The organism is Flavobacterium faecale (assembly GCF_048320115.1).
GTDB lineage: Bacteria > Bacteroidota > Bacteroidia > Flavobacteriales > Flavobacteriaceae > Flavobacterium > Flavobacterium faecale_A.
The window spans coordinates 1,646,156-1,667,653 of record NZ_CP182943.1 but is presented as its reverse complement, the minus strand read 5'-3'; the positions used below and the strand labels follow the sequence as shown (position 1 = coordinate 1,667,653).

Sequence of the window (21,498 nt, the reverse complement as noted above, 5' to 3'; positions counted from 1 at the left end):
AAAAAATTACAATAAAAACAATCCAATGACAACATTTAAATCCGTTTTTGAACAATATAATTGGGACGAAATTCAAAACAGAATCTACCAAACTACTTCCAAGCAAGTAGAACAAGCCTTGGCGAAGACCAAACGCAATTTGGATGATTTTTTGGCGTTGATTTCCCCAGCGGCGCAACCATACTTGGAGCCAATGGCACAAGAATGTCATGAATTGACCAAGAAACGTTTCGGGAAAACCATCCAGATGTATGCGCCTTTGTATTTGAGCAATGAGTGTCAAAATATCTGTACTTATTGCGGTTTTAGTTTGGATAACAAAATCAAACGCAAAACCTTACTGGATAGCGAAATCAAACAAGAAGTTGAAGCCTTAAAAAAACTAGGATTTAACCATGTTTTATTAGTTACTGGCGAAGCAAATTATACGGTAAACATCAATTATTTCCTGAATGCTATCGAGCTGATAAAAAATGATTTTTCAATTATTTCGGTCGAAGTGCAACCGCTATCGCAAGAAGAATACGAGCGTTTGCATGAGGCGGGAGTCTATTCGGTTTTGGTATATCAAGAAACCTACCATCAGGAAGTCTATAAAAAATACCATACCAAGGGCAAGAAATCCAATTTTGACTTCCGTTTAGACACCCCTGATCGCATTGGAAAAGCGGGCATTCACAAGATTGGTTTAGGCGTTTTATTAGGTTTGGAAGATTGGCGTACCGATAGTTTTTTCAACGCCTTGCATTTGGATTATTTGCAAAAAAATTATTGGAGAACTAAGTATTCGGTGTCTTTTCCTAGACTGCGTCCTGCCGAAGGGATTATCGAACCCAATTTCATTATGGACGATAAGGATTTGACTCAACTGATTTGTGCGTACCGTTTGTGGAATGAGGATTTGGAAATTTCGATTTCAACTCGTGAGAATGAAAAATTCCGAAACAACATTATTCCTATTGGAACAACAAGCATGAGTGCTGGTTCCAAAACCAATCCAGGTGGTTATGTCGTGGATCCGCAATCCTTGGAACAATTTGAAATTAGTGATGAACGTTCAGTGGCTGAAATCGCCAAAATCATTACAGATAAAGGATATGAACCTGTTTGGAAAGATTGGGAAAGAAGTTATTTTTAGAGGAGCTGAGGCTCTTAGTCGCTAAGAGGCTAAGACTTTAAAAAACAATTTTACATCTCTCAGAACCTCAGCAACTCAACACCTTAGAAACTTAAAAAATGAGTGTAATTCAAGATTTTTTACGATACAACCGACAAGTCATTTTACCTGAAATAGGTGATGAGGGTCAAGAAAAATTAAAAAAAGCCAAAGTGTTGGTTATTGGCGCTGGAGGCTTGGGCTGTCCTATTTTGCAGTACATTGCAACCGCAGGTGCAGGAACGATAGGGATTGTTGATTTTGACAAAATCGAAATTCACAACCTACACCGACAAATTTTATATACGGAAGACCAAATAGGATTACCAAAAGCTACAACGGCCAAAAGCACAGTTGAAAAACTCAATCCGTTAATTCAGGTTCAGGCTTTTGAAGAAAAACTCACAGCTGAAAATGCTAGTAGAATTATTGCCGATTATGATTTGGTGGTCGATGGTTCGGATAATTTCAGTACGCGCTATTTGGTCAATGATACCTGTGTGGCGTTAGGAAAAACTTTGGTGTATGGTAGCATCTTAGGTTTTGAAGGACAACTAGCTGTGTTCAATCATCAAGGCAGTAAAAACTTGCGTGATTTGTTCCCAGAACCGCCTAACCCTAAAGATGTTCCTAATTGTAGTTTTAATGGTGTCCTGGGTACATTACCAGGAATGATTGGCACGATGATGGCACATGAGACGTTGAAATTAATTATTGGATTGCCGAGTTTGAACAATGAATTGATTTTGTATAGTACGTTGAATTGGAGTTTTACTAAGTTGAATTTTTAGTTGTTACCTTTAAAATTTAGGAACACAGATTTGAGAAATTAAAGAAATCTTTAAAATCTCTCTCTGTGACTTTGTGATTCTCTTTGCGAAAAACCTTTGTGCTCTTTGCGGTTAAATATCACTTTTAAGTATCTTCATAAACTCTCCTCGTTCAATTTCACGGCAACCTAAACTTACTAGGTGTTCGTTGTACACTTGGCAATCTAGGAGTTGGTAATTTTCATTTCTTAATTTTTCGACTAGAGTTATAAAGGCTACTTTGGAAGCGTTCGATACTTTGGAAAACATACTTTCGCCACAGAAAATATGTCCCATGTCCACGCCGTACAAACCGCCTACTAATTCATCATTTTGCCATACCTCAACTGATTTAGCTATTCCTAATTCATGCAAATTACAGTAGGCATCAATCATTTCGTTCGTAATCCAAGTACCGTTTTGACCACTGCGTTTTACTTTTTGGCAGTTGGAAATGACCGCTCTGAATTCCTGATTAAATGTGACCTTGAAAATATTGCGATTGAGGATGTTTCGCATACTTTTAGTTACTCTAAGTTCGTCCAGGAAAAGCACCATACGAGGATTAGGTGACCACCAAATAATGGGATCTCCATCCTCAAACCATGGAAAAATCCCACTCCTATAGGCGAGTTGCAATCTTTCAGCTGATAAATCACCACCAATAGCTACGATTCCGTCGTAATTAGCCTGAGAAACGGGTGGAAAAAATAATTCTTGAGACAAATGAACCATAATATGACACTAAAACGTGATACCTTTATTTTTGGCAAAAGTAATTTACTTTATTTGGTTACCTTCGTAAACTACCAATTTTTATTGAAATGAAAAAAACATTTCCTTTTATACTGCTCTTCTTTTTTATTTCTAATATTAACGGGCAACAACTGGATTCTATTTCAAATCACAAAAAGCTTAGCTACAAATCGTTTATCCTACCTAGCGCTTTGATAGGTTCAGGAGCGCTATTATTAAACAGTCAATTCAATCGTGACAATCAAGAGAAATCGAATTCTCTTTTTGGCTCTAATTTTCATACTCAGGCTGATAATGTAACGATATTTGTGCCTTTGATACAAATCTACGCAGGAGAACTTTTGGGCTTTACACCAAAAAATACCATAAAATATAGAACAATTGATGTCATAACAGCCAATACTTTGAGTTACACTTTGGTTACGATTCTAAAAAACAGTGTAAAATCTACCAGACCCGATGGTTCGGACCAGTTGAGTTTCCCTTCGGGACATACGGCGATTGCCTTTACTAATGCAGCGCTTTTGTACCAAGAATACAAAGATGCTAATTTTTGGTATGCAAGTAGCGGTTTTGTATTTGCTACAGCAACCGGAATATTGCGTATTGCCAACAACAAACACTTTAGTTCGGATGTATTGGCAGGAGCAGGAATTGGATTGGCTTCGGGGATTCTTGTTTCCCATTACAATCCTTTACAAAAGCTTCGCTTTGGAAAAAAGAAAAAGGGAACTGCTTTTGTTTATCCTCAAATTGGAAATAAAATTGGTTTTGAAATGTTGATTCAGCCCAGTTTTTAATCATAAAAAAAGCCTTGAAATCATTCAAGGCCTTTTTGCATTTTATATCTTTTTTGATTAAAACGGTAAATCGTCAGCTTCTTCATCATTGATATTAGTTGCTGGTGTAAAAACTGGTGCCGCTGGTGCTGCTGGAGCTTGAGTTGCTGGCGCTTCAGCACCTACTTTTTCAATTCTCCATCCTTGGATACTGTTAAAATATCTAGTTTCACCTTGTGGGTTTACCCATTCTCTACCTCTTAGGTTGATAGAAACTTTTACAGATTCTCCTACTCCGTAGCTGTTTAATACATCACATTTATCTTGAGTAAACTCAACTAATATATGTTGTGGATATTGTTCTTCAGTGGTAACAACTAATTCTCTTTTCTTGAATGAGGCACTTACTTGTTGCTCTGGATTAATCACTTTAATTCTGCCTATAACTTCCATCTTCTCTATTTTAATTGTTATTTATATTCGTTTTTTTGACTAGAAGCCTTTGTTCTAAGACAAAAAAATCCCCGAAAGGGAAACTTCTATTTTACAAATATAACAACTTCTTTAGTAGTGGACAAAATTCGACTTAATCTAAATTTAAAAAATTATCAACAATCACAAACGGATTTATTCTCAACAGATTACCATAAAAAAGCGCATTTGAGATTCTTCCCAAATGCGCTTATAAAATAGACATTAAACAAATCTAAAATTCTTTTTTACCAAATTCACTATCAATGAATTTCGCTTTGTTTTTGGATTTATTAAAAGTATAAGAAAGATTTAGAATAACCATATCGACTTCATACACATAATTCGTAGTGGTATAAAATTCGCCTGGATTGTATGTCGTAATGCGTTGCTCATTGGTATTTAACAATCCCATGTCTATATTTTGCCATTGCAAAGTTGCCACCAATTGATTGTCTAAGAAGGTTTTTCTCAGAGTTAAATTAGGCGAATAAAAACGGGAATCTTCTCCTTGTGCTGTGATTTTTTCAGACAAATAATTCAATGTAAACTGCAAAGAAGTTGTGCCTGAAAAATTATAAGTACTGTTGGCATTGATAGAATACTGAATGGCATTCGAATTGATTCTTTTACCATCAAAGCTTCCGTCAATATTGAAATTGTACACATTTGCACCAACAAAATTTGTCCATTTGGTTGTAGGCTTGAATTGGGTTCCTATTTCAAGACCAATTGCTTTTCCACGACCCACATTCGTATAAATTCTATCTAAAATGGTATCATTTAACACTTCAGCTGTGGTATAAGAAAGTGTATTGACACGGTTAATCAAATTTTGTGTATCTCTGTAATACGCAGTTGCAAAAACAGAATTTCCATTTTTGAAATTTTTGCTGATACCTAACTCCACTAAGTCTGTAAACTCTGGACGTAAATTTTTATCCCCTTGTTCAAATGTCTCCGAGTGCTCTCTTTCCTTAAATGGATTCATTTTGTAGGTTGGCGCACGATCCACTCTTTTGCTATATCCTACTTTTACTTTTACATTGTTGTCCATGGTATACTGCGCCGAAGCCGAAGGAAATAATTTCACATAATCGTATGATAAATTCTCAGCTGGCTCGTTGTATCCTTTTAAATAAAAATCACGATCCATGGATTCCAATCGTAAACCTGCTGCGTATTCCCATTTTTGTTTACTTCCGTTCAATTGCAAATATCCTGAATGCAACAAACGATCTAAATTCACCACACTGGTAAACTCTGGAACAATCTCGAATTCACCTGATGTTAGATTACGTCTTTCATAGATAAAATTACCGTTATGTTTTAGTTTTCTAAATTGGTAACCCGCTTCTAATTTCCCAAAAGAAAAAGGTTTAAATTCGTAATCCAATTGCGCTCTCGTTCCGTACAATGGATTATCATTCGTATTGTATTCGTCTTGATACACAATTGAAGGATCTGAAAAACCTAGATTTAAATTGGTTGTTGGCCCACCTAACAGTGTGTATTCGTATAAAAATGAAGAAGTTAATTTGGATTTATTTTTGAATATATGCGAATAATCAAAACTTCCTAAAGCAAAATCGCCATCGCGTACTCTTAGGTTTTCATTGTAATAATCAAAGGTTTTTAGTGTACTCCCATCAGTTAATGAAGTTCTTTTGTTGTTGTAATAAATATCAGCCGTTCTTTCATTTTTACGTTTTCCTGCATAAAAACCTACCGAAAAATTATTAGCTGCATCTGGCGTATAATCCACAGTAAAGCGTCCGCTATAGTTTAATTCATCCGTACTACGTTCTCCGTCTGATGGGAATTGTGTTTTATAGTTTTCAGTTATATTATTTGTAAAGACATCGCCTTCTCTACGACCTTGAATGTCATTTCGTCCAAAACTACCCCCCAAGGAAATATCCCATTTGTCTTTTTTCACATTGTAAGTTCCGTCAATTCCATAACGTTGCGCATTGTCTTTGTTATCGTAATTTTCAATAGAAGGAAAACCTCCTTTTACATTAATTTGCGCATAAGCACCGTTTGTTGCCCCTTTTTTGGTAATAATATTTAGAATACCCGCTTTCCCATCAGGGTCATATTTAGCGGAAGGAGCCGTAACTACTTCCACTTTATCAATCGCATTGGCTGGTAATTGTCCTAAAATAGTTGTAATACTTCCTTGAGTTGGCTTACCGTTCAATAAAACCATAAAACCAGTAGCACCACGTACACTAATATCCCCTTGACCATCAATTGAAATAGAAGGTAGATTTCTCAACACATCAGTGGCTGTTCCTCCTTGACTATTTTGAAAAGACTTTGCATCATAAACTTGACGATCAATCTTACTTACTACGGTACTTTTTTCAGTCGTTATCGTTACGTTTTCTAGATTGTTCCCACCACTAATTAATTGGATGGTTCCCACATCAATTTTGGCATTTCTATTTTTTATAACAATATCTTTAATTATCTTTTTATCAAAACCTATAAAAGAAATTTCCAAATAATAACTACCTGCTTTTACATTCCCAATTTTAAAAGTTCCCATAGCATCGGTTACAACTCCAGCCACAAGGGTCTTTGATTGGCTTGAGAACAAAGTTGCTGTTGCATACTCTAAAGGATAATCTCCATCTTTTACTTTTCCGGTCAATTGACCAAATATTGAACTGGTTGCCAAAAAGACAACCATTAAAATAATTTGATTTAATTTCATTCTAATTTTTTTTTTGAATGCCAAAAATAAGACAATCCTATTAACTACTATAGTAAAAATGCTGATTTTAAGGAAAACAATTGATTTCTGCTACACTTTTAATGCTTCTTAACTCCTATTGATTACCAAAACAAGTTGGTATATTCGTCTCGAAAAAAAACAATATCAAAACAACACCTTAAGGTATCCTAGGACTGCCTTATCATCAAAAGGTTTAATGCCCAACTACCAAAAATATTGTTCCAATGTATATTTTACTATATTTATACCTTTAAACTTTAAGTATGCAGTTTTCCGAAAGAAGAAATACTACTCGCTGGATTATTATATTCATCTCTTTTTTGATTGTCTCCTTAATTCTTTGGAACACCTATACTTTTTTTCAAATTTTTAAAAACGAGGAAAGACTAAAAATGAACCTTTGGGCAAATGCTCAAAAAACATTAATCAATGCCGATGAAAATACCGATGTCAACCTTCCTCTTGAAATCTTAAGCAACAATTCCTCCATTCCAATAATATTAACAGAAGAAGACAGAATTATTAACACGGTTAATATTGACGAAGACCTTGGTCTAAACAGTCCTTCTACCCACAAAATTCTAAAGCGATTAAAAGGCGAAAATGACCCTATAGTTATTGAATATGTTCCTGGACAATTTCAAAAATTATATTATGGCGACTCGGCTTTATTAAACAAGTTAAAATACTACCCAATTGCTTTATTGTTAATCATCTTCCTATTTGGTTTATTAGTATACAACTTTTACAAAAGCACTAAAGTCGCAACCCAAAACAAATTGTGGGCAGGAATGGCCAAAGAAACTGCTCATCAAATAGGCACACCATTATCGTCCTTAATTGGTTGGGTCGAAATCCTTAAAGCTGATGACGTGGACGAAAGCATTACGATGGAAATTGAAAAAGACATTCAACGCCTGCAAACCATTACCGAACGTTTTTCTAAAATTGGATCGATTCCAACCTTAGAAAACAAAAACATTATTGAAGAAACCTTTCAAGCTTATACCTATTTACAATCTCGTTTTTCAAAACAAATTGAATTTCATTTTGAAGCTCCCGACAAAGAAGTTTTTGCGTTTATCAACCCCACATTACACGGCTGGACGATTGAAAATTTGGTTAAAAATGCCATAGACGCTATGAAGGGAAAAGGAAAATTAACCCTAAGCATAGAAGAGGAAAAAGGAACTTTAAAAATAAATGTTTCAGATACGGGCAGTGGCATTCAAAAAAATCAGTTTCAAACCATTTTCGAACCTGGATTTACGACCAAGAAAAGAGGCTGGGGTCTAGGGTTGTCACTCACCAAACGAATTGTAGAAGAATACCATAAAGGAAAAATCAAGGTCTTAAAATCGGAAATTGGCGTGGGTACTACGATTCAAATTAGTTTCAAAACCAATATTTAATTCAAGGGGATTCCCATCCAAGAAATTTGAGTAAGCATCATTTTGCGACCTAATTTAGACTTTTTCAAATACTCTTGAACAAATTGATAATGCGTTTCACTATTTTTCAAAGCCTCATTGATTTTAGATTTCAAACTTGACAAACTTCCTGAATTGTCTGTACCAACATTACCCAGATTATAGACATCGTTTTGACATTTTAACAACCTGTCTTTAGACTCTACCACCATTTTTTCAAGCTGTTCGTCAGATACCGTCGGTTTGAACTTTTTGTTTCGATAAAAAATAAAATCATTCAAGAATACTATAGCTTGATTATAGTCGGAAACAATGGTATTCATTTTTTCAACCGCAGTATTTTGTCTGTACAAGGTCGCATTCTTTTTAAGCACTGATAAATAAGACGAAATTAAAGGCAACTTATACCCATTACCTTCAATTCTGGAGATTGTTTCTAAAGATTTATCCATCTCAGACAAAGATTCATATCTCATAATTTCATTTTCAAAATCAAACTTCTTCTGAGCATTGAGCTGCTGGTTCTTGCCTGAAATGAAGCTGTCAAAAGTAAGCGGATTTGACAAAAACTGCCATAAATAATCGAACGGTAGGTGGGAATTTACCATTTGTATTGGAGTTACTTTAAAATAAGCATTATTTAGTTTCCTGACAAAAACTCCATTTCGCACACCTCCAGCGCCCCAAGTAGGATCTACCAAAACCCATTTACCATCCAACTGAACTGCACACCATGCGTGCGCTATAGGACTTACTTTCCCTTCTTGTTTGGTAAAACCCTCAATAATATAGTTCTTAATCCCTAAATCATTTGTAATCGCATGAAAAACCTCAGCGTAATCAATACAAACCCCTTTATGCGTTCTTAGAGTTTTGGTTATTTTTTCTTGACTTGATTCGGGACTATTTTCCACCAACATCTTTTTAACATCATAACTGATATTGGATGCCGTCCAAAAAAAACGGCCCGAAGTTTGTCTTCGTCCGTTTTAAAATTTGCGTTTATATAATTGGCTATATATGCCGTGGTAGTTGTAAAATCAGAAGGTATTGCCACCATCTTTTTGTCAACCAGATCGTATTTTGGATTAACCTGACTAAAAACAGCTAACGAAACTAGTAAATAAAATAGCAGGAAATTAATCTTCATATTTGATAAACTATAAATTAGCTTGAATAGCTAACGCTAAATTTTCAAACTCTTCTTTGGTTATTTGCACTTTGGACAAAAAACGCATATCGTCCATGCCGTTTATCGGAATCAAATGGACATGAGCATGAGGTACTTCGAGTCCAATTACAGAAACTCCTACCCTATTACAAGGAACTGTTTTTTCAATTGCTAAAGCTACTTTCCTAGCAAAACGCATCAATCCCATATACTGTTCTTCGTCCAAATCAAAAAGCTTATCTACTTCTAGCTTTGGAATACAAAGTGTATGCCCTTTAGCATTGGGGTTGACATCTAAAAAAGCCAAATAATTTTCATCCTCAGCTATTTTATAACATGGTATATCCCCTTTTACAATTTTAGAAAAAATAGAACTCATAGTAGTATTATTTAATCGGTTAATTGTTTAAACAATCTATTATCTAGATATTTCAATAATCTCGAATTTCAAAGTACCATTCGGAACTGTAATTTCGGCTATTTCACCAACAGATTTCCCTAACAAACCTTTACCAATAGGTGAAGTAACTGATATTTTTCCAGTTTTCAGGTCGGCTTCACTTTCTGCCACTAAGGTGTAGTTCATTTCCATCCCGTTAGCTTGGTTTTTGATTTTTACTTTCGACAAAACTAAAACCTTAGATAGATCCAAATTAGACTCATCAATCAAACGCGCATTAGCATGGATTTCCTCCAACTTAGCGATACGCATTTCTAGCATTCCTTGCGCTTCCTTGGCTGCATCGTATTCTGCATTTTCAGACAAATCACCTTTGTCTCTTGCATCAGCAATGTCTTGAGAAGCTTTTGGACGCATGACAGTCTTCAAGTAATCTAACTCTTCTCTTAATTTTTTTAATCCTTCAGCTGTATAATAAGATATTGCACTCATAATTATGTCATTTATATAAATAGAAAAAATCCCATCAGGACGGGATTTCTTTCCACAAAGATACTATTATTTTTCTTAGTCTAAAATTATACTGATTTATATTCGATTTAGCTCTAAAGGCTGTACAATCTCTATATAACTTTTGTATTTTATTAAAAACAATTTGAATTGAATTCACAGTGAAATTAATAAAATATGTCAATCAGCATGAATTTCAAAGTTAAATAAATTAATTTTGTTTCACTAATAGTTTCAATTTATTTTAAATAATGAAAAAAATCCTCTTTTTATCACTTATCAGCCTACTATTAACGAACTGTAGCACTAACAGCATTAACAATAACAACCCTTATATACCTAATTATTCTTTCAGTATTTCCATCAACACAGACTTAGCTGCTTACAACAATTTAAAATTTGCCAGTAATGGTATATTTTATTCTGGTGTAGGAGCCAAAGGGATTATCGTGTTTAATACAGGAAGTGGCTTCAATGCCTTTGATGCCGCTTGTCCCAACCAACCTATAAGTGCCTGCTCTACTATGACTATCAATGGCATTAATGCAGTCTGTGCCTGTGACAGCGAAGAGTACAATTTATTCACGGGCTTAAGCTCATTAAAATACCCTCTTAAACAATACCGTGTGGAGGTTAGTGGAAGCATCATAAGAGTATTTAACTAGAATCAAAAAAGCCTGAAAAAATATTTTTTCAGGCTTTTTTGATTTACAATTTAGATCTTAAAACTTCAAACTAATTCCAGCTAAGAAATTAATTCCAGCCTGTGGAAAATACACGACATAACCTCCTCCATAATCAGCTCCATCTGAGATGTAATCAACATCAAATATATTGTTAACCAATCCTGAAATAATAATGGATTTGAAAATAGATTTTGGATTTATTTCATAAGAAAGATTAAAATCATTCACAAAATAGGATTTTAGTTTAGATTCTTTCGTATCGTTGTTAGACAAATATTGTTCGCCTACGCCTTTTGTAAGCAATGCAAATTGCAATTTTTTCACAGGTAAATAACTAATGTTATTTCCAAATATCAAATTAGGTGAATACGCAATATTAGTATTCCCTAGGTTGACTAAATCAGTACCATTATCCTCAATGTAATTTTTGTTTTTATTGGTACTTACAGTAACATTGGGACTAATAAATAAATTGTCCATCACCGTGATTGTTGCATCTAATTCCAATCCTAAACGGTAACTATCCCCACTGTTTTTACGAATAGGATCGCCTACGTTGTCTAATTCACCTGTTAGAATCAATTGGTCCTTGTAAGCCATATAATAGACATTTGCATTCAGCTTGAGTTGTTTATTGGCTAATCTCCAGCCCAATTCAAAATCATTTAATTTTTCTGGTCTTGGACTTCCATTTTTGTAATCGCTTCGATTTGGTTCGCGATTGGCTCTAGCATACGAAAAGTATAAATTGTTTTGCGGATTAATCGCATACGTCAAACCAGCCTTTGGATTAAAGAAATTAAAATTATCATTTACATTTCCTGTTTCCACACTATTGGTCGTATAATGTACATTTCTCAATTGCAAATCCCCAAACAAACTCAATTGCGTTGTTAGTTGGTAATTCGCTTTCGCAAAAATATTTCCGTCTTTTTTCACTGCATCGCTTGAATCATAAATATCTCCCGACTGGCTGTTGGATGGATATTGCGCCCAAAGAATTTGGTCAAAATGTTTCCCATCATATTTATTATAACCGCCACCTAATACCAAATCCAATTTGTCTTTTTTATAATTGGCAGAAAAAGTTGTTCCGTAAAAATCATTACTCAACCATTTTCTTCTTGTATAATCTGTAGAAGTAATGGTGTTTCCATCAACTGTGATAGGATTTAATCCTAAAAAACTATATTGTGATTCGTCACTTCCAAACAAATTAGTAAAAAGCCAATCATCTACAAATTCTTCGTAATATCCTTTTCCTTTTGTATAATGAAAAGCTAAATTAGTGTTCCAATGTTCTGAAATTTTTTCATTCCAGTGCAATTGGGCGTGGTCTTGATTGTAATTGTCCACTTGGTTTTCGTAAAAACCTTCAAAATCTCCTGCGTCACTGTACTTTTCACCAACAGAGTTATAGGTCCTGTTGGATGCTAATGTAGTTGCATCAACTCCATTCCAAGACTGATAGGTACGTTCAAATCCACCAAATACTAAGGCTTTAATTAAGGTAGTTCCGCTTACATAAGTTCCTTGTAAGAAATACGATTTCAAGTCAGAAGAAGCTCTATCCACATAACCATCTGACTTTAAAGTTGATAAACGTCCTGCTAATTCAAAATGGTCATTCATCAAACCAGTGCTGAATTTTATCGTGTGTTTATGCGTGTTGAAACTTCCGTAGGAATTGGAAATTTCACCATTGCTTTGATTCGCATAGTTATCTGTTAACAAATTCAAACTGGCTCCAAAAGCTCCAGCACCGTTAGTCGAAGTACCTACACCACGTTGTAATTGCAAACTTTGTACGGAGGAAGCAAAATCGGGTAAGTTTACCCAAAAAGTACCTTGACTTTCTGAATCGTTATAGGAAATTCCATTTATAGTTACATTGACACGGGTGGCATCGCTACCACGAACTCTGATTCCAGAATAACCAATGCCATTTCCGGCATAAGAAGTGGACACCACTGAAGGCATAAAATTCATTAAAGCTGGAATATCTTGCCCTAAATTACGTGGAGCAATTTCTTTTTTATCCAAATTACTAAAACTTACTGGCGTTTTTGAAGTAGCCCGAACTGCAGAAATCAAAACCTCATCAAGTTTGTTCACTTTTGTAGTATCCTTCACTTGTGAAAAAGTAAAACATGAAAAAAGAGAAAAGATAATAGCGAAAAACAAAGGCTTCCCCTCTGTCTTAATGCTTTTTGGGCAATAAAAATTAAAATTAGTTTTCATTCGTAAAGATTTCACGAATAAAAGGGGCAATTATTCTGTAGTTATTTTTTGTTTATGATAATTACCCAAATGCAATTGTTCTTATCACTAATTCCCTTGACAACATTACTCGTCTAGGTTCGTTGGGTATAATCTCAGCCTTTTATTCTGAACTCATTTCAGAATCTGATTTATTCAGATTAAAGCACCCCTTTGAGACGGCGCAAAGGTAAAAAAAGAAAAAGGTTATCATCCCAAAACTCTTAATTATTTCCCAATAAAAAAACACAACCCACTAGAAAACAATACTTTAAAAACCGAACTTCCCTCTTGTTTTCTTAATTTCCGATGTGTTTTTCTTATCTTTTAACCTCTTCTTAATGGCTGATTTAGGAATTTTGGTTGCCTTTCTAGGTTTTGGAATCACTAATCCTTGTTCGATAAGATTCAAAAATCGCTTAATAACAATACTTTTGTTTTTTAATTGCGAACGATCTTCATCACATTGCAAGCTCAAAATATTTTCAGAGGTTAATCTCGATTGTAATTTTGTTTCTAAAACTAATTTCTCTTCTTCAGATAATGCTTGTGACTGGCTTAAATCGAAAGTCAATATAACTTTTGAAGAAACTTTATTCACATTTTGCCCTCCAGCACCGCTACTTCTTACGGCTTTGAATTGTAATTCTGAAATTATTTTTTGAACATCCATTCCTTTATCCCCTTTGATGCGCTTCTTTCAACAAATCGTTTACCGTTTTTACAGGGTTAAAAGTCAACAGAGGCACTTGAACAAAAATAGTCAACCATTCAGCCATAGCACCATTCCACAATCCAGGGAGCTCATAGGCTTTAATAGCAGTACCAGAAACATTTTTTTCAACTATAAAACCACTATTGTGATCTACAAATTGGTTTAAATCAAATTTTTCACCTTTAAAATTTTTGATAACACAAACTAAATCTACTGGATTAAAGTGAGTTGCTTCTTGAAGAATTTTAGTTTGTCGGCGACTTGTGGTATCGACTTGATTAGACTCTACAATTTGTAGAGAGATTTCTCCTTTTTCATTTCGAACCCAAAAAGGTCCACCACCTGGTTCGCCTTCGTTTTTTACCATTCCACAGACACGCATTGGCCTATCTATAGCTTTTTGGATGGATTTAATTTGGTTTTTAAACGTAAATGAATCAAAATTAGGCTCCATTTCCCGATACAATTTCTTTTTGAAAAATGCTTTAATTTCAGGAATATGTGCTTTAGTTAATTGCCCTTTTTCAATTAAATTCAAATATTCAAAAACTTGTTTTTGAACATCTAACAATACTCCCGCCAAAGCTTTTTTATACAAAGCAACATTTTCATTATTGTGCAAAATGACGTTATCAATATTTTTTATAAAAATAATATCAGCATCAAATTGATTTAAATTATCTATCAACGCTCCATGTCCTCCGGGTCTGAAAACCAATTCTCCTTTAGCATTTCTAAAAGGATTATCATCCATATCCACCGCGATTGTATCGGTACTTTTATTTTGAAAAGAATAAGATACATTCACTGAAGTTTGTGTTTCTTTTTCTACCAAATGCTTAACCGTATTGATAATATTTTCAAACTGAGATTGATGCTCTTCAGATACTGTAAAGTGCAAATTTGATAATCCGTTTACACTTGAATAATAACCACATTCGTATAAGTGCTCTTCAATAGGGGTTGCAATAGTATTTAGATAGACATGAAACGGGAGAATACCTTTTGGTTTATTTGCATAATCAAAATAATCGGGCGACAATAAAATTTTAATAAAATAATAATTCTTTTGATCCCGACTTAGAGAATCAAAATTTGGATATACTTCTTTTAACTTAGCATAAACCTCATCAAAAAAAGGAAATTTATCCATCCCGACAATAAAAATCGCCAAATCATAAGCCATGTAGCGATTTACATATGCGTTAATCGAATCTTTCTCTACATCAAATTTATTTAGAAAAGTATTCAAAAATTTAAACATTCTTGTGGCAGCACCAGAAGCAGGAACAAACTTTAATAATTTTAGATTCGTTTTATTAGCATCAAAAAACAAGGCGTAGTTTTCAAAATCATTTCCAGATAGTTCTAATATACCATTACCTAAGGTAGCTGGTGCAACTAAATTTGTTTTTGCTATTCCGTTTTGCAAAAAAAATAATTGCTTTTTAACACTTTCAATCGAAATGCCATAAGAAGCAATCTGCATCTTATCTGCAACCGAAAAATCTGAATCAACATCCATTCCTCCCAAAACCTGACCTTTTACTATGTTCTCCATATTTATTATTTCTTCCTAAAAATCTGACTCAATTATATCTTTTAATAATTACTCCAAATTTAAACTTTTCAACAAAACTCTTAACTATTTACTGTGTTATATTTAGTTTTTATAATTTGGCACCACTGTCTATAAGCGCTAACCGCCAAAAAAGTAAAAATCAAATACTGTAACGCCAACATTCCTAAACCTCTATACCCATAAAGTGGTGTAGCAATGGTATCACCAATAATCCAAAGCGTCCAATTTTCAATTTTCTTATTAGCCATAAACCACATCCCCGTAAAAAACAAGCCCGATGTAAAAATATCTACATAATTGTCCCAGAGAATGGTATAATCAAAAATTACATAAACAGCATATACAACAACAATCGTTAAGACGAATAACACCACACCTATCAACTTCTCTTTGAGATTCGTTCTCGAAATAGACAAAACAGCTCCTGTTTCTCCCTTTCTTGACCAGTTATACCAACCGTAAATACTCATAACACTAAAATAAGCATTAATCAACATATCCCCTAAATAGCCTGCCAAAAAGAGTAAATACATGGTAATTAGGGTAGCAATCAAACCAATAGGATAAAGCAAAACATTTTCTTTTTTAGCTAATACTACACTCCAAATTCCACAGACAAAAGCTATAAATTCCAACACTATCTGATATAGTGGAGTATCTTGATAGGCGTTTAAAAAAAAATCTAACATTATAAAGTTTTAAAGTTTTTCAAAAAAAAGATTATCATTTTCAAAAGCAGTACCTATGACAACCATATCAGCACCTGCTTTATACATTTCTGTTACTTTGTTCAAAGATGTGATTCCACCTCCTACAACCAATGGAATTTCTAAATTATGAGATATCAATTGTACCATTTCAATAGGAACAGTTTGTTTTGCACCACTACCTGCCTCTAAATACATGAGTTGATTTCCTAACATTTCGCCAGCTAAAGCCGTTGCTAGCACTTTGTCGTGATTGGAACGATGCATAGGTTCGGTTTGCGACACTCTCTCTACTGCCGTTTCTGTTCCACTTTCAATCAAAATATAGCCTGTAGAGATAATTTCGAGCTGACTCTGTCTTAAAACTGGAGCCGCTGTAACTTGGTGACCAATCAAAAAATCAGGATTTCGCCCAGAAAGCAATGACAAAAACAGAATTCCGTCAGCTTCTTTAGATATTTGCGAAGGATTCCCTGGAAATAACACCACTGGCAAATTAATTTTCTCTTTTAATCGAATTATCAATTCGTCAATTCTAGTCGAAGTTACTACACTTCCGCCAATTAAAATATGAGTTGCAGGAGATTGATTAATTTTATCACATAAAGAACTTAAATTCTCCCATTCAATTTTGTCTGGATCCAACAGGATTGCTAATAATTTTATATTATTAGTTTTACATTGTAATATATCACGGTAAATCTTTTTCTTCTTTTTCATAGGGCTGTAAAAGTATAGGTTTTTTTCTAAATTTTCCACTTCTCAGTACATTCCATTATAGCTAAAACAAATTTACTTCCACATGATATAAATCATAAAATAACATCTTATAGCACCCTAACTTTGCTGTAATAAAACGAAACAATTATGACACTTTACAACAGAACATTCGAGTATTTTGACAACGGTTTTTTTGGGTATGCTACAATGGGAATCCTAGGACAAAGCTGTATTGGAGGAGCAGCAGCTATGACTGTTTTATCACATGGAACTTCATTATTACAAATGATTCAACTCACCTTAATTGTATTAATCAGCATGCTAGCTAATACTTTTATTCTAGCGCAAATGAAACATAAAGTGATTTTTAATACGCTTATTGCTAGCGTAATTATTAACTTGCTACTTATTGTATTAAACAACTTTTAAAAATGCGAAAAGACATCAGTAACAGAAAAGACCTCTCACTCTTGATTCATACTTTTTACAGTAAAATTAGAGCCGATGAAGAAATTGGCTTCTATTTTAACGAGTTGATTCAAGATTGGGAGGAACATCTGGAAAAACTGACTGATTTTTGGGAGATGAATCTTTTTGGAGGCAAAATTTATAAAGGCGATCCTCTAAAAGCGCATATCGAAGTAGACAAACATTTTGGAGGAAAAATTGGCCCGAATGAATTTGGTATTTGGTTGAATCATTGGGCGCAAACTTTAGACGAACTTTTTGAAGGCGAAAATGTAGAAATCTTAAAACGTAGAGCCAGAAAAATGGGGACATTTATCTATATGGCAATGTTTAAAAGCAGAAGCTGACTTTTTCCTCAAACCGCTATTTTTTCAAACACATAGATTCATAAACTTTCCCCTGAACATAAAAAAAGGGGCTACTTACCTAGGTAACATAGAACTTGATTATTCATAAAATATATAAAAGACAAGAACACCTAAGCTTTGCGGCTTAAACTTATAACCTATAACACTACAGCTCTTTCTCAAAAGCATATACCAATCCAAAATTTTCTACGGCTTCGTAAAAAATATGAAACTGTTTCTGAATATTCCCAAAATTGAGTTGCGCAGTAGTCTTAATTTCTTCGAGTTCAAAAGGCAGTATTTCGATATGATCTTTAAAGCTAATTCCTTTTTCATTTTGAATTTTAAAAATTGCTTCTTTGGCACCCCAGATGACGGTGAGTTTTTGAATGTACTCGCTAAGGTCATCAATGGTTAAAAATTTCACTTCAGCAGTAATAAACTTATTTGCAATACGAATGATCTTTTCTCGGTGTAATTCGATATCGATTCCTACAGGTTTGTCACTAATAATTATTGCTGAGAATTCGTGTGAATGCGTTATCGAAATAAACTTGTTATCTTTTAAATTAGGCTTACCAAATTCGTCATAATACAATTCTAAATCATTGTAACCTGCTTCTTGAAGGAGTTTGCGTACACTTAAAAAACCACGCTGATGCAATTGTGACTTCATTCCGTTTAGGCGTTCTCGATTCTTCATATTAAGTACGACTCCTTGAAAAAGTTCTTCAAAAGTTTCCGTGATTTTCCAAACTAAAATTTGTGTTTGAGAATCGAAAAAAAAGTTTTTATATAACGGCATTTTGTTGGTATTGCTGGGTTCTTTAGCCCCGATAGCAGCGTAAATCCTTGTAGGGCGGGTCCCGACGCATCGGGATGCCCTCACAAGATTGTAGCGAATAGCGGGAAATAGCTCCTAAACAAATAGGTTCTTGTTTTTTTATTTTATTGATTTTTAAAAACTTAGACTCGTAAACAATTCATAAATGTTTGTGAATCCTTTTTATATCATAACTTATTATGTAAATTTGCACAAAATTTTACAATTACAAATATACTATAAATGAGTACTACAACTACGCCTTTTGTGGCTTTCAAAGTAAAAGACATCTCTCTAGCGGATTGGGGAAGAAAAGAAATTGAATTAGCAGAAGCAGAAATGCCAGGATTAATGGCGCTCCGTGCTGAGTATAAAGACGAACAACCGCTTAAAGGAGCTCGTATTGCTGGATGCTTACACATGACAATACAAACAGCCGTTTTGATCGAAACTTTGATCGCTCTTGGTGCTGAAGTGACTTGGTCATCTTGTAACATCTTCTCAACTCAAGATCAAGCTGCTGCCGCAATTGCTGCTGCTGGAATTCAAGTATATGCTTGGAAAGGTCTTGACGAAGCATCTTTTGACTGGTGTATTGAGCAAACATTATTCTTTGGTGAAGACAGAAAACCATTGAACATGATTTTGGATGATGGTGGTGATTTGACCAATATGGTTATTGATCGTTTCCCGGAATTGGTTCCCGGAATTAAAGGATTATCTGAAGAAACAACTACTGGAGTTCACAGATTATACGAAAGAATGAAAGCGGGAACATTACCAATGCCGGCAATCAACGTAAATGACTCGGTTACTAAATCTAAATTTGACAACAAATACGGTTGTAAAGAATCGGCTGTTGATGCGGTGCGTCGTGCTACTGATATTATGTTGGCTGGAAAAAGAGTTGTGGTTTGCGGATATGGTGACGTAGGTAAAGGAACTGCTGCTTCTTTTAGAGGTGCTGGTTCTATCGTTACGGTTACTGAAATTGACCCAATTTGTGCTTTACAAGCTGCAATGGACGGTTTTGAAGTAAAAAAACTAAACACAGTCGTTGCTAATGCTGATATCATCATCACAACAACTGGAAATAAAGATATCATCCTAGGTGAGCACTTTGAGCAAATGAAAGACAAAACGATTGTTTGCAACATCGGACACTTTGATAACGAAATTGATATGGCGTGGTTGAACAAAACTCACGGTGCTTCTAAAATCGAAATCAAACCTCAGGTTGACAAATACACAATCGAGGGTAAAGACATTATCATCTTGGCTGAAGGTCGCTTAGTAAACCTTGGTTGCGCAACTGGTCACCCAAGTTTTGTAATGAGTAACTCATTTACAAACCAAACGTTGGCTCAAATCGAATTGTGGAAAAATAGTGCTGCTTATAAAAATGAAGTCTATATGCTACCAAAACACCTTGACGAAAAAGTAGCTGCTTTACACCTTTCTAAGTTAGGTGTTGAATTGGAAGTACTACGTGAAGACCAAGCAGCTTATATTGGTGTTGCTGTTGAAGGCCCATTCAAACCAGAATATTACAGATACTAGAAAGATTTTTGATTGTTCATTTCTGATTAACAATTGCAGATTTAGAGAAACCCTTGCAGGAAACTGAAATAACTTCAGTTTGAATGTGAGGGTTTCTATTTTTGTACTAGACAAGGTCATTCCGAAATAAAAAATATAAACAAAATAAGTGTTAAAAATAATTCTCAATTCTTTTATTTCCCATTTTTTCGCTATTTCTATTTGCTAATAAATACATGATACTGTTAAAGATAAAATTTTGAATATAAAAACCAACTTCCTTGTGAAGCTGAAATAGTATTTTTTTTCTACCCTTAATACCTCCTCTTTTATATTAAAATATAGTATTCCCGATAAAAAATGGACAATTAAAACTCAACTATAATAGAAGCAAAATTCTATGTCACTAAGTATAAAAACTTATCTAAACTTGATAGTATTAATCAAAAATTAGATCAAAACACAAAACGAAAATACTTGTACACCGCTAATTTCGCATTAAGTTATCCAGAAGCAGAAGCTACTCCATATATTGTGTTATCTAAAATCCATGACATCAACATCAAATACCTCGATACCATTCAAAAAACCATGTCCAAAAAAGTAGCACAATCACTTTATGGTAAAAAACTAACACAATATGTAAACGACTTAAAAAACAATCCAATTAATCCCAAATGAATATAACATGAAACCTGCTTTTTTAAGCAGGTTTTTTTGACACTACAGAGCACTTTAGAAGATCATACTGCTAACTGTCTAAAGTATGTCTTAAACCTAGAAAAAAGTCTCAAACAACCAATAAGATTTATTTACGATCTAATGGAAATCACAACTAAAAAACATCTTTATTAACGATAAATTCTAATTAGAATAATTGCATTTTTATATCTAGAAACTAAATTTTTGAACTAGTTACACAATAAACCCAGCTATCCAAAATACACAGGAAAGACCAAATAAAATTATCTATAGGAAAGAAATAATAATAAATATAAAACGGTTGCAATAAAACTCAGTCAATAGTATTTGATGTGGAAAAATTATCAATAAAGGCTTTTAGAGCGCAATTTAGAGGAGTTAGAAAAATTGATTTTTTCCTGTTTAGATTATCCAATCTTTTTGCCTAATCCCCAACTTTTGAACTTGATCCATTTTATTTAGGACAGGATTGAAAAAAAATAAAACAAAAAAGCTATAAAACAAAAAACCCTGTTTCGTTAGAAACAGGGTTTTAAAGAAAGGCGACGACATACTCTCCCACATAACTGCAGTACCATCTGCGCAGGCGGGCTTAACTACTCTGTTCGGGATGGGAAGAGGTGAGCCCCGCCGCAATAACCACCTTAAGGTCGTTTTGCAATGGGTCCCGATTACTATCGGGAACAATTACACAATATCTTAACATACTGAGATAAAGAAAATAA

Annotated in this window: 20 protein-coding genes, 1 rRNA gene and 1 pseudogene; 9 read left to right on the top strand and 13 right to left on the bottom strand. The window is 34.2% G+C overall.

All coding sequences use genetic code 11. The features are described from left to right. The first annotated feature begins 25 nt into the window (after nucleotides 1–25). Entirely contained in the window at nucleotides 26–1,138 is a 1,113-nt protein-coding gene (thiH, locus tag ACNH59_RS07025) for a 2-iminoacetate synthase ThiH (protein WP_418264710.1), read from the top strand. Nucleotides 1,139–1,236: 98 nt separating this feature from the next. Next, nucleotides 1,237–1,947: a HesA/MoeB/ThiF family protein gene (locus tag ACNH59_RS07020; protein ID WP_418264709.1), complete on the top strand. Its 711-nt coding sequence runs from the start codon at nucleotides 1,237–1,239 to the stop codon at nucleotides 1,945–1,947. A gap of 111 nt (nucleotides 1,948–2,058) precedes the next feature. Here the strand turns inward: ACNH59_RS07020 and aat are convergent, their stop codons facing one another. Further along, nucleotides 2,059–2,700: a leucyl/phenylalanyl-tRNA--protein transferase gene (aat, locus tag ACNH59_RS07015; RefSeq protein WP_418264708.1), complete on the bottom strand. Its 642-nt coding sequence runs from the start codon at nucleotides 2,698–2,700 to the stop codon at nucleotides 2,059–2,061. A gap of 89 nt (nucleotides 2,701–2,789) precedes the next feature. Here aat and ACNH59_RS07010 point away from each other — a divergent pair, with 89 nt between their 5' ends. Next, nucleotides 2,790–3,521 (top strand): phosphatase PAP2 family protein, encoded by a 732-nt coding sequence (locus tag ACNH59_RS07010; protein ID WP_418264707.1) that lies wholly within the window; start codon nucleotides 2,790–2,792, stop codon nucleotides 3,519–3,521. A 57-nt stretch (nucleotides 3,522–3,578) separates the two neighbouring features. On the opposite strand, the gene ACNH59_RS07005 is transcribed toward ACNH59_RS07010, so the two are convergent. Further along, entirely contained in the window at nucleotides 3,579–3,953 is a 375-nt protein-coding gene (locus ACNH59_RS07005) for a DUF3127 domain-containing protein (protein WP_418264706.1), read from the bottom strand. Between the two features lie 253 nt (nucleotides 3,954–4,206). Continuing rightward, on the bottom strand, nucleotides 4,207–6,693 hold the full coding sequence (locus ACNH59_RS07000; protein WP_418264705.1) for an outer membrane beta-barrel protein: 2,487 nt from the start codon (nucleotides 6,691–6,693) through the stop codon (nucleotides 4,207–4,209). 284 nt (nucleotides 6,694–6,977) lie between these two features. Between ACNH59_RS07000 and ACNH59_RS06995 the strand changes: the two genes are divergently transcribed. Further along, nucleotides 6,978–8,126 carry a sensor histidine kinase gene (locus tag ACNH59_RS06995; protein ID WP_418264704.1) on the top strand — a complete coding sequence of 383 codons (1,149 nt, stop codon included), beginning with the start codon at nucleotides 6,978–6,980 and terminating at the stop codon, nucleotides 8,124–8,126. Here ACNH59_RS06995 and ACNH59_RS06990 read toward each other — a convergent pair. From ACNH59_RS06990 to greA, 3 genes and pseudogenes are all read right to left on the bottom strand, one after another. After that, nucleotides 8,123–9,088 (bottom strand): annotated as a pseudogene (locus ACNH59_RS06990) (transglutaminase domain-containing protein); the annotation flags it as partial. The gene ACNH59_RS06995 and the pseudogene ACNH59_RS06990 sit on opposite strands and share 4 nt — an antisense overlap. 216 nt (nucleotides 9,089–9,304) lie before the next feature. Further along, nucleotides 9,305–9,694 (bottom strand): HIT family protein, encoded by a 390-nt coding sequence (locus tag ACNH59_RS06985; protein WP_418264703.1) that lies wholly within the window; start codon nucleotides 9,692–9,694, stop codon nucleotides 9,305–9,307. 39 nt (nucleotides 9,695–9,733) lie between these two features. Further along, entirely contained in the window at nucleotides 9,734–10,207 is a 474-nt protein-coding gene (gene greA / locus ACNH59_RS06980; protein ID WP_418264702.1) for a transcription elongation factor GreA, read from the bottom strand. A gap of 269 nt (nucleotides 10,208–10,476) precedes the next feature. Here greA and ACNH59_RS06975 point away from each other — a divergent pair, with 269 nt between their 5' ends. Next, nucleotides 10,477–10,890 (top strand): Rieske (2Fe-2S) protein, encoded by a 414-nt coding sequence (locus tag ACNH59_RS06975; protein ID WP_418264701.1) that lies wholly within the window; start codon nucleotides 10,477–10,479, stop codon nucleotides 10,888–10,890. A 57-nt stretch (nucleotides 10,891–10,947) separates the two neighbouring features. On the opposite strand, the gene ACNH59_RS06970 is transcribed toward ACNH59_RS06975, so the two are convergent. The 5 genes from ACNH59_RS06970 to ACNH59_RS06950 form a co-directional block, all read right to left on the bottom strand. Then, nucleotides 10,948–13,152, bottom strand: coding sequence for a TonB-dependent receptor (locus tag ACNH59_RS06970; RefSeq protein WP_418264700.1), 2,205 nt, complete (start codon nucleotides 13,150–13,152; stop codon nucleotides 10,948–10,950). Nucleotides 13,153–13,441: 289 nt separating this feature from the next. Continuing rightward, nucleotides 13,442–13,843, bottom strand: a complete 402-nt coding sequence (gene arfB, locus ACNH59_RS06965) for an alternative ribosome rescue aminoacyl-tRNA hydrolase ArfB (protein WP_418264699.1) — start codon at nucleotides 13,841–13,843, stop codon at nucleotides 13,442–13,444. Nucleotides 13,844–13,847: 4 nt separating this feature from the next. Next, complete coding sequence (locus ACNH59_RS06960) at nucleotides 13,848–15,446, bottom strand: DUF4301 family protein (RefSeq protein WP_418264698.1); 1,599 nt, start codon at nucleotides 15,444–15,446, stop codon at nucleotides 13,848–13,850. A gap of 80 nt (nucleotides 15,447–15,526) precedes the next feature. Continuing rightward, the gene (gene pnuC, locus ACNH59_RS06955) at nucleotides 15,527–16,156 is read right to left on the bottom strand and encodes a nicotinamide riboside transporter PnuC (protein WP_418264697.1); all 630 of its coding nucleotides are present in this window, start codon (nucleotides 16,154–16,156) and stop codon (nucleotides 15,527–15,529) included. 9 nt (nucleotides 16,157–16,165) lie between these two features. Then, the gene (locus tag ACNH59_RS06950; RefSeq protein ID WP_418264696.1) at nucleotides 16,166–16,894 is read right to left on the bottom strand and encodes a geranylgeranylglyceryl/heptaprenylglyceryl phosphate synthase; all 729 of its coding nucleotides are present in this window, start codon (nucleotides 16,892–16,894) and stop codon (nucleotides 16,166–16,168) included. Between the two features lie 147 nt (nucleotides 16,895–17,041). Between ACNH59_RS06950 and ACNH59_RS06945 the strand changes: the two genes are divergently transcribed. Both ACNH59_RS06945 and ACNH59_RS06940 read left to right on the top strand, forming a co-directional pair. Further along, on the top strand, nucleotides 17,042–17,323 hold the full coding sequence (locus ACNH59_RS06945) for a hypothetical protein (RefSeq protein WP_418264695.1): 282 nt from the start codon (nucleotides 17,042–17,044) through the stop codon (nucleotides 17,321–17,323). A 2-nt stretch (nucleotides 17,324–17,325) separates the two neighbouring features. Then, on the top strand, nucleotides 17,326–17,709 hold the full coding sequence (locus ACNH59_RS06940) for a group III truncated hemoglobin (RefSeq protein WP_418264694.1): 384 nt from the start codon (nucleotides 17,326–17,328) through the stop codon (nucleotides 17,707–17,709). A 166-nt stretch (nucleotides 17,710–17,875) separates the two neighbouring features. On the opposite strand, the gene ACNH59_RS06935 is transcribed toward ACNH59_RS06940, so the two are convergent. After that, the gene (locus tag ACNH59_RS06935; RefSeq protein WP_418264693.1) at nucleotides 17,876–18,514 is read right to left on the bottom strand and encodes a 4'-phosphopantetheinyl transferase family protein; all 639 of its coding nucleotides are present in this window, start codon (nucleotides 18,512–18,514) and stop codon (nucleotides 17,876–17,878) included. A gap of 261 nt (nucleotides 18,515–18,775) precedes the next feature. Here ACNH59_RS06935 and ahcY point away from each other — a divergent pair, with 261 nt between their 5' ends. Then, nucleotides 18,776–20,092, top strand: a complete 1,317-nt coding sequence (ahcY, locus tag ACNH59_RS06930; protein WP_418264692.1) for an adenosylhomocysteinase — start codon at nucleotides 18,776–18,778, stop codon at nucleotides 20,090–20,092. A gap of 456 nt (nucleotides 20,093–20,548) precedes the next feature. Further along, a complete protein-coding gene (locus tag ACNH59_RS06925) occupies nucleotides 20,549–20,752 on the top strand; it encodes a hypothetical protein (RefSeq protein ID WP_418264691.1) in 204 nt (67 codons plus the stop codon). 558 nt (nucleotides 20,753–21,310) lie between these two features. Here ACNH59_RS06925 and rrf read toward each other — a convergent pair. After that, nucleotides 21,311–21,420 (bottom strand): 5S ribosomal RNA (gene rrf, locus ACNH59_RS06920). Between the last annotated feature and the right edge of the window lie 78 nt (nucleotides 21,421–21,498).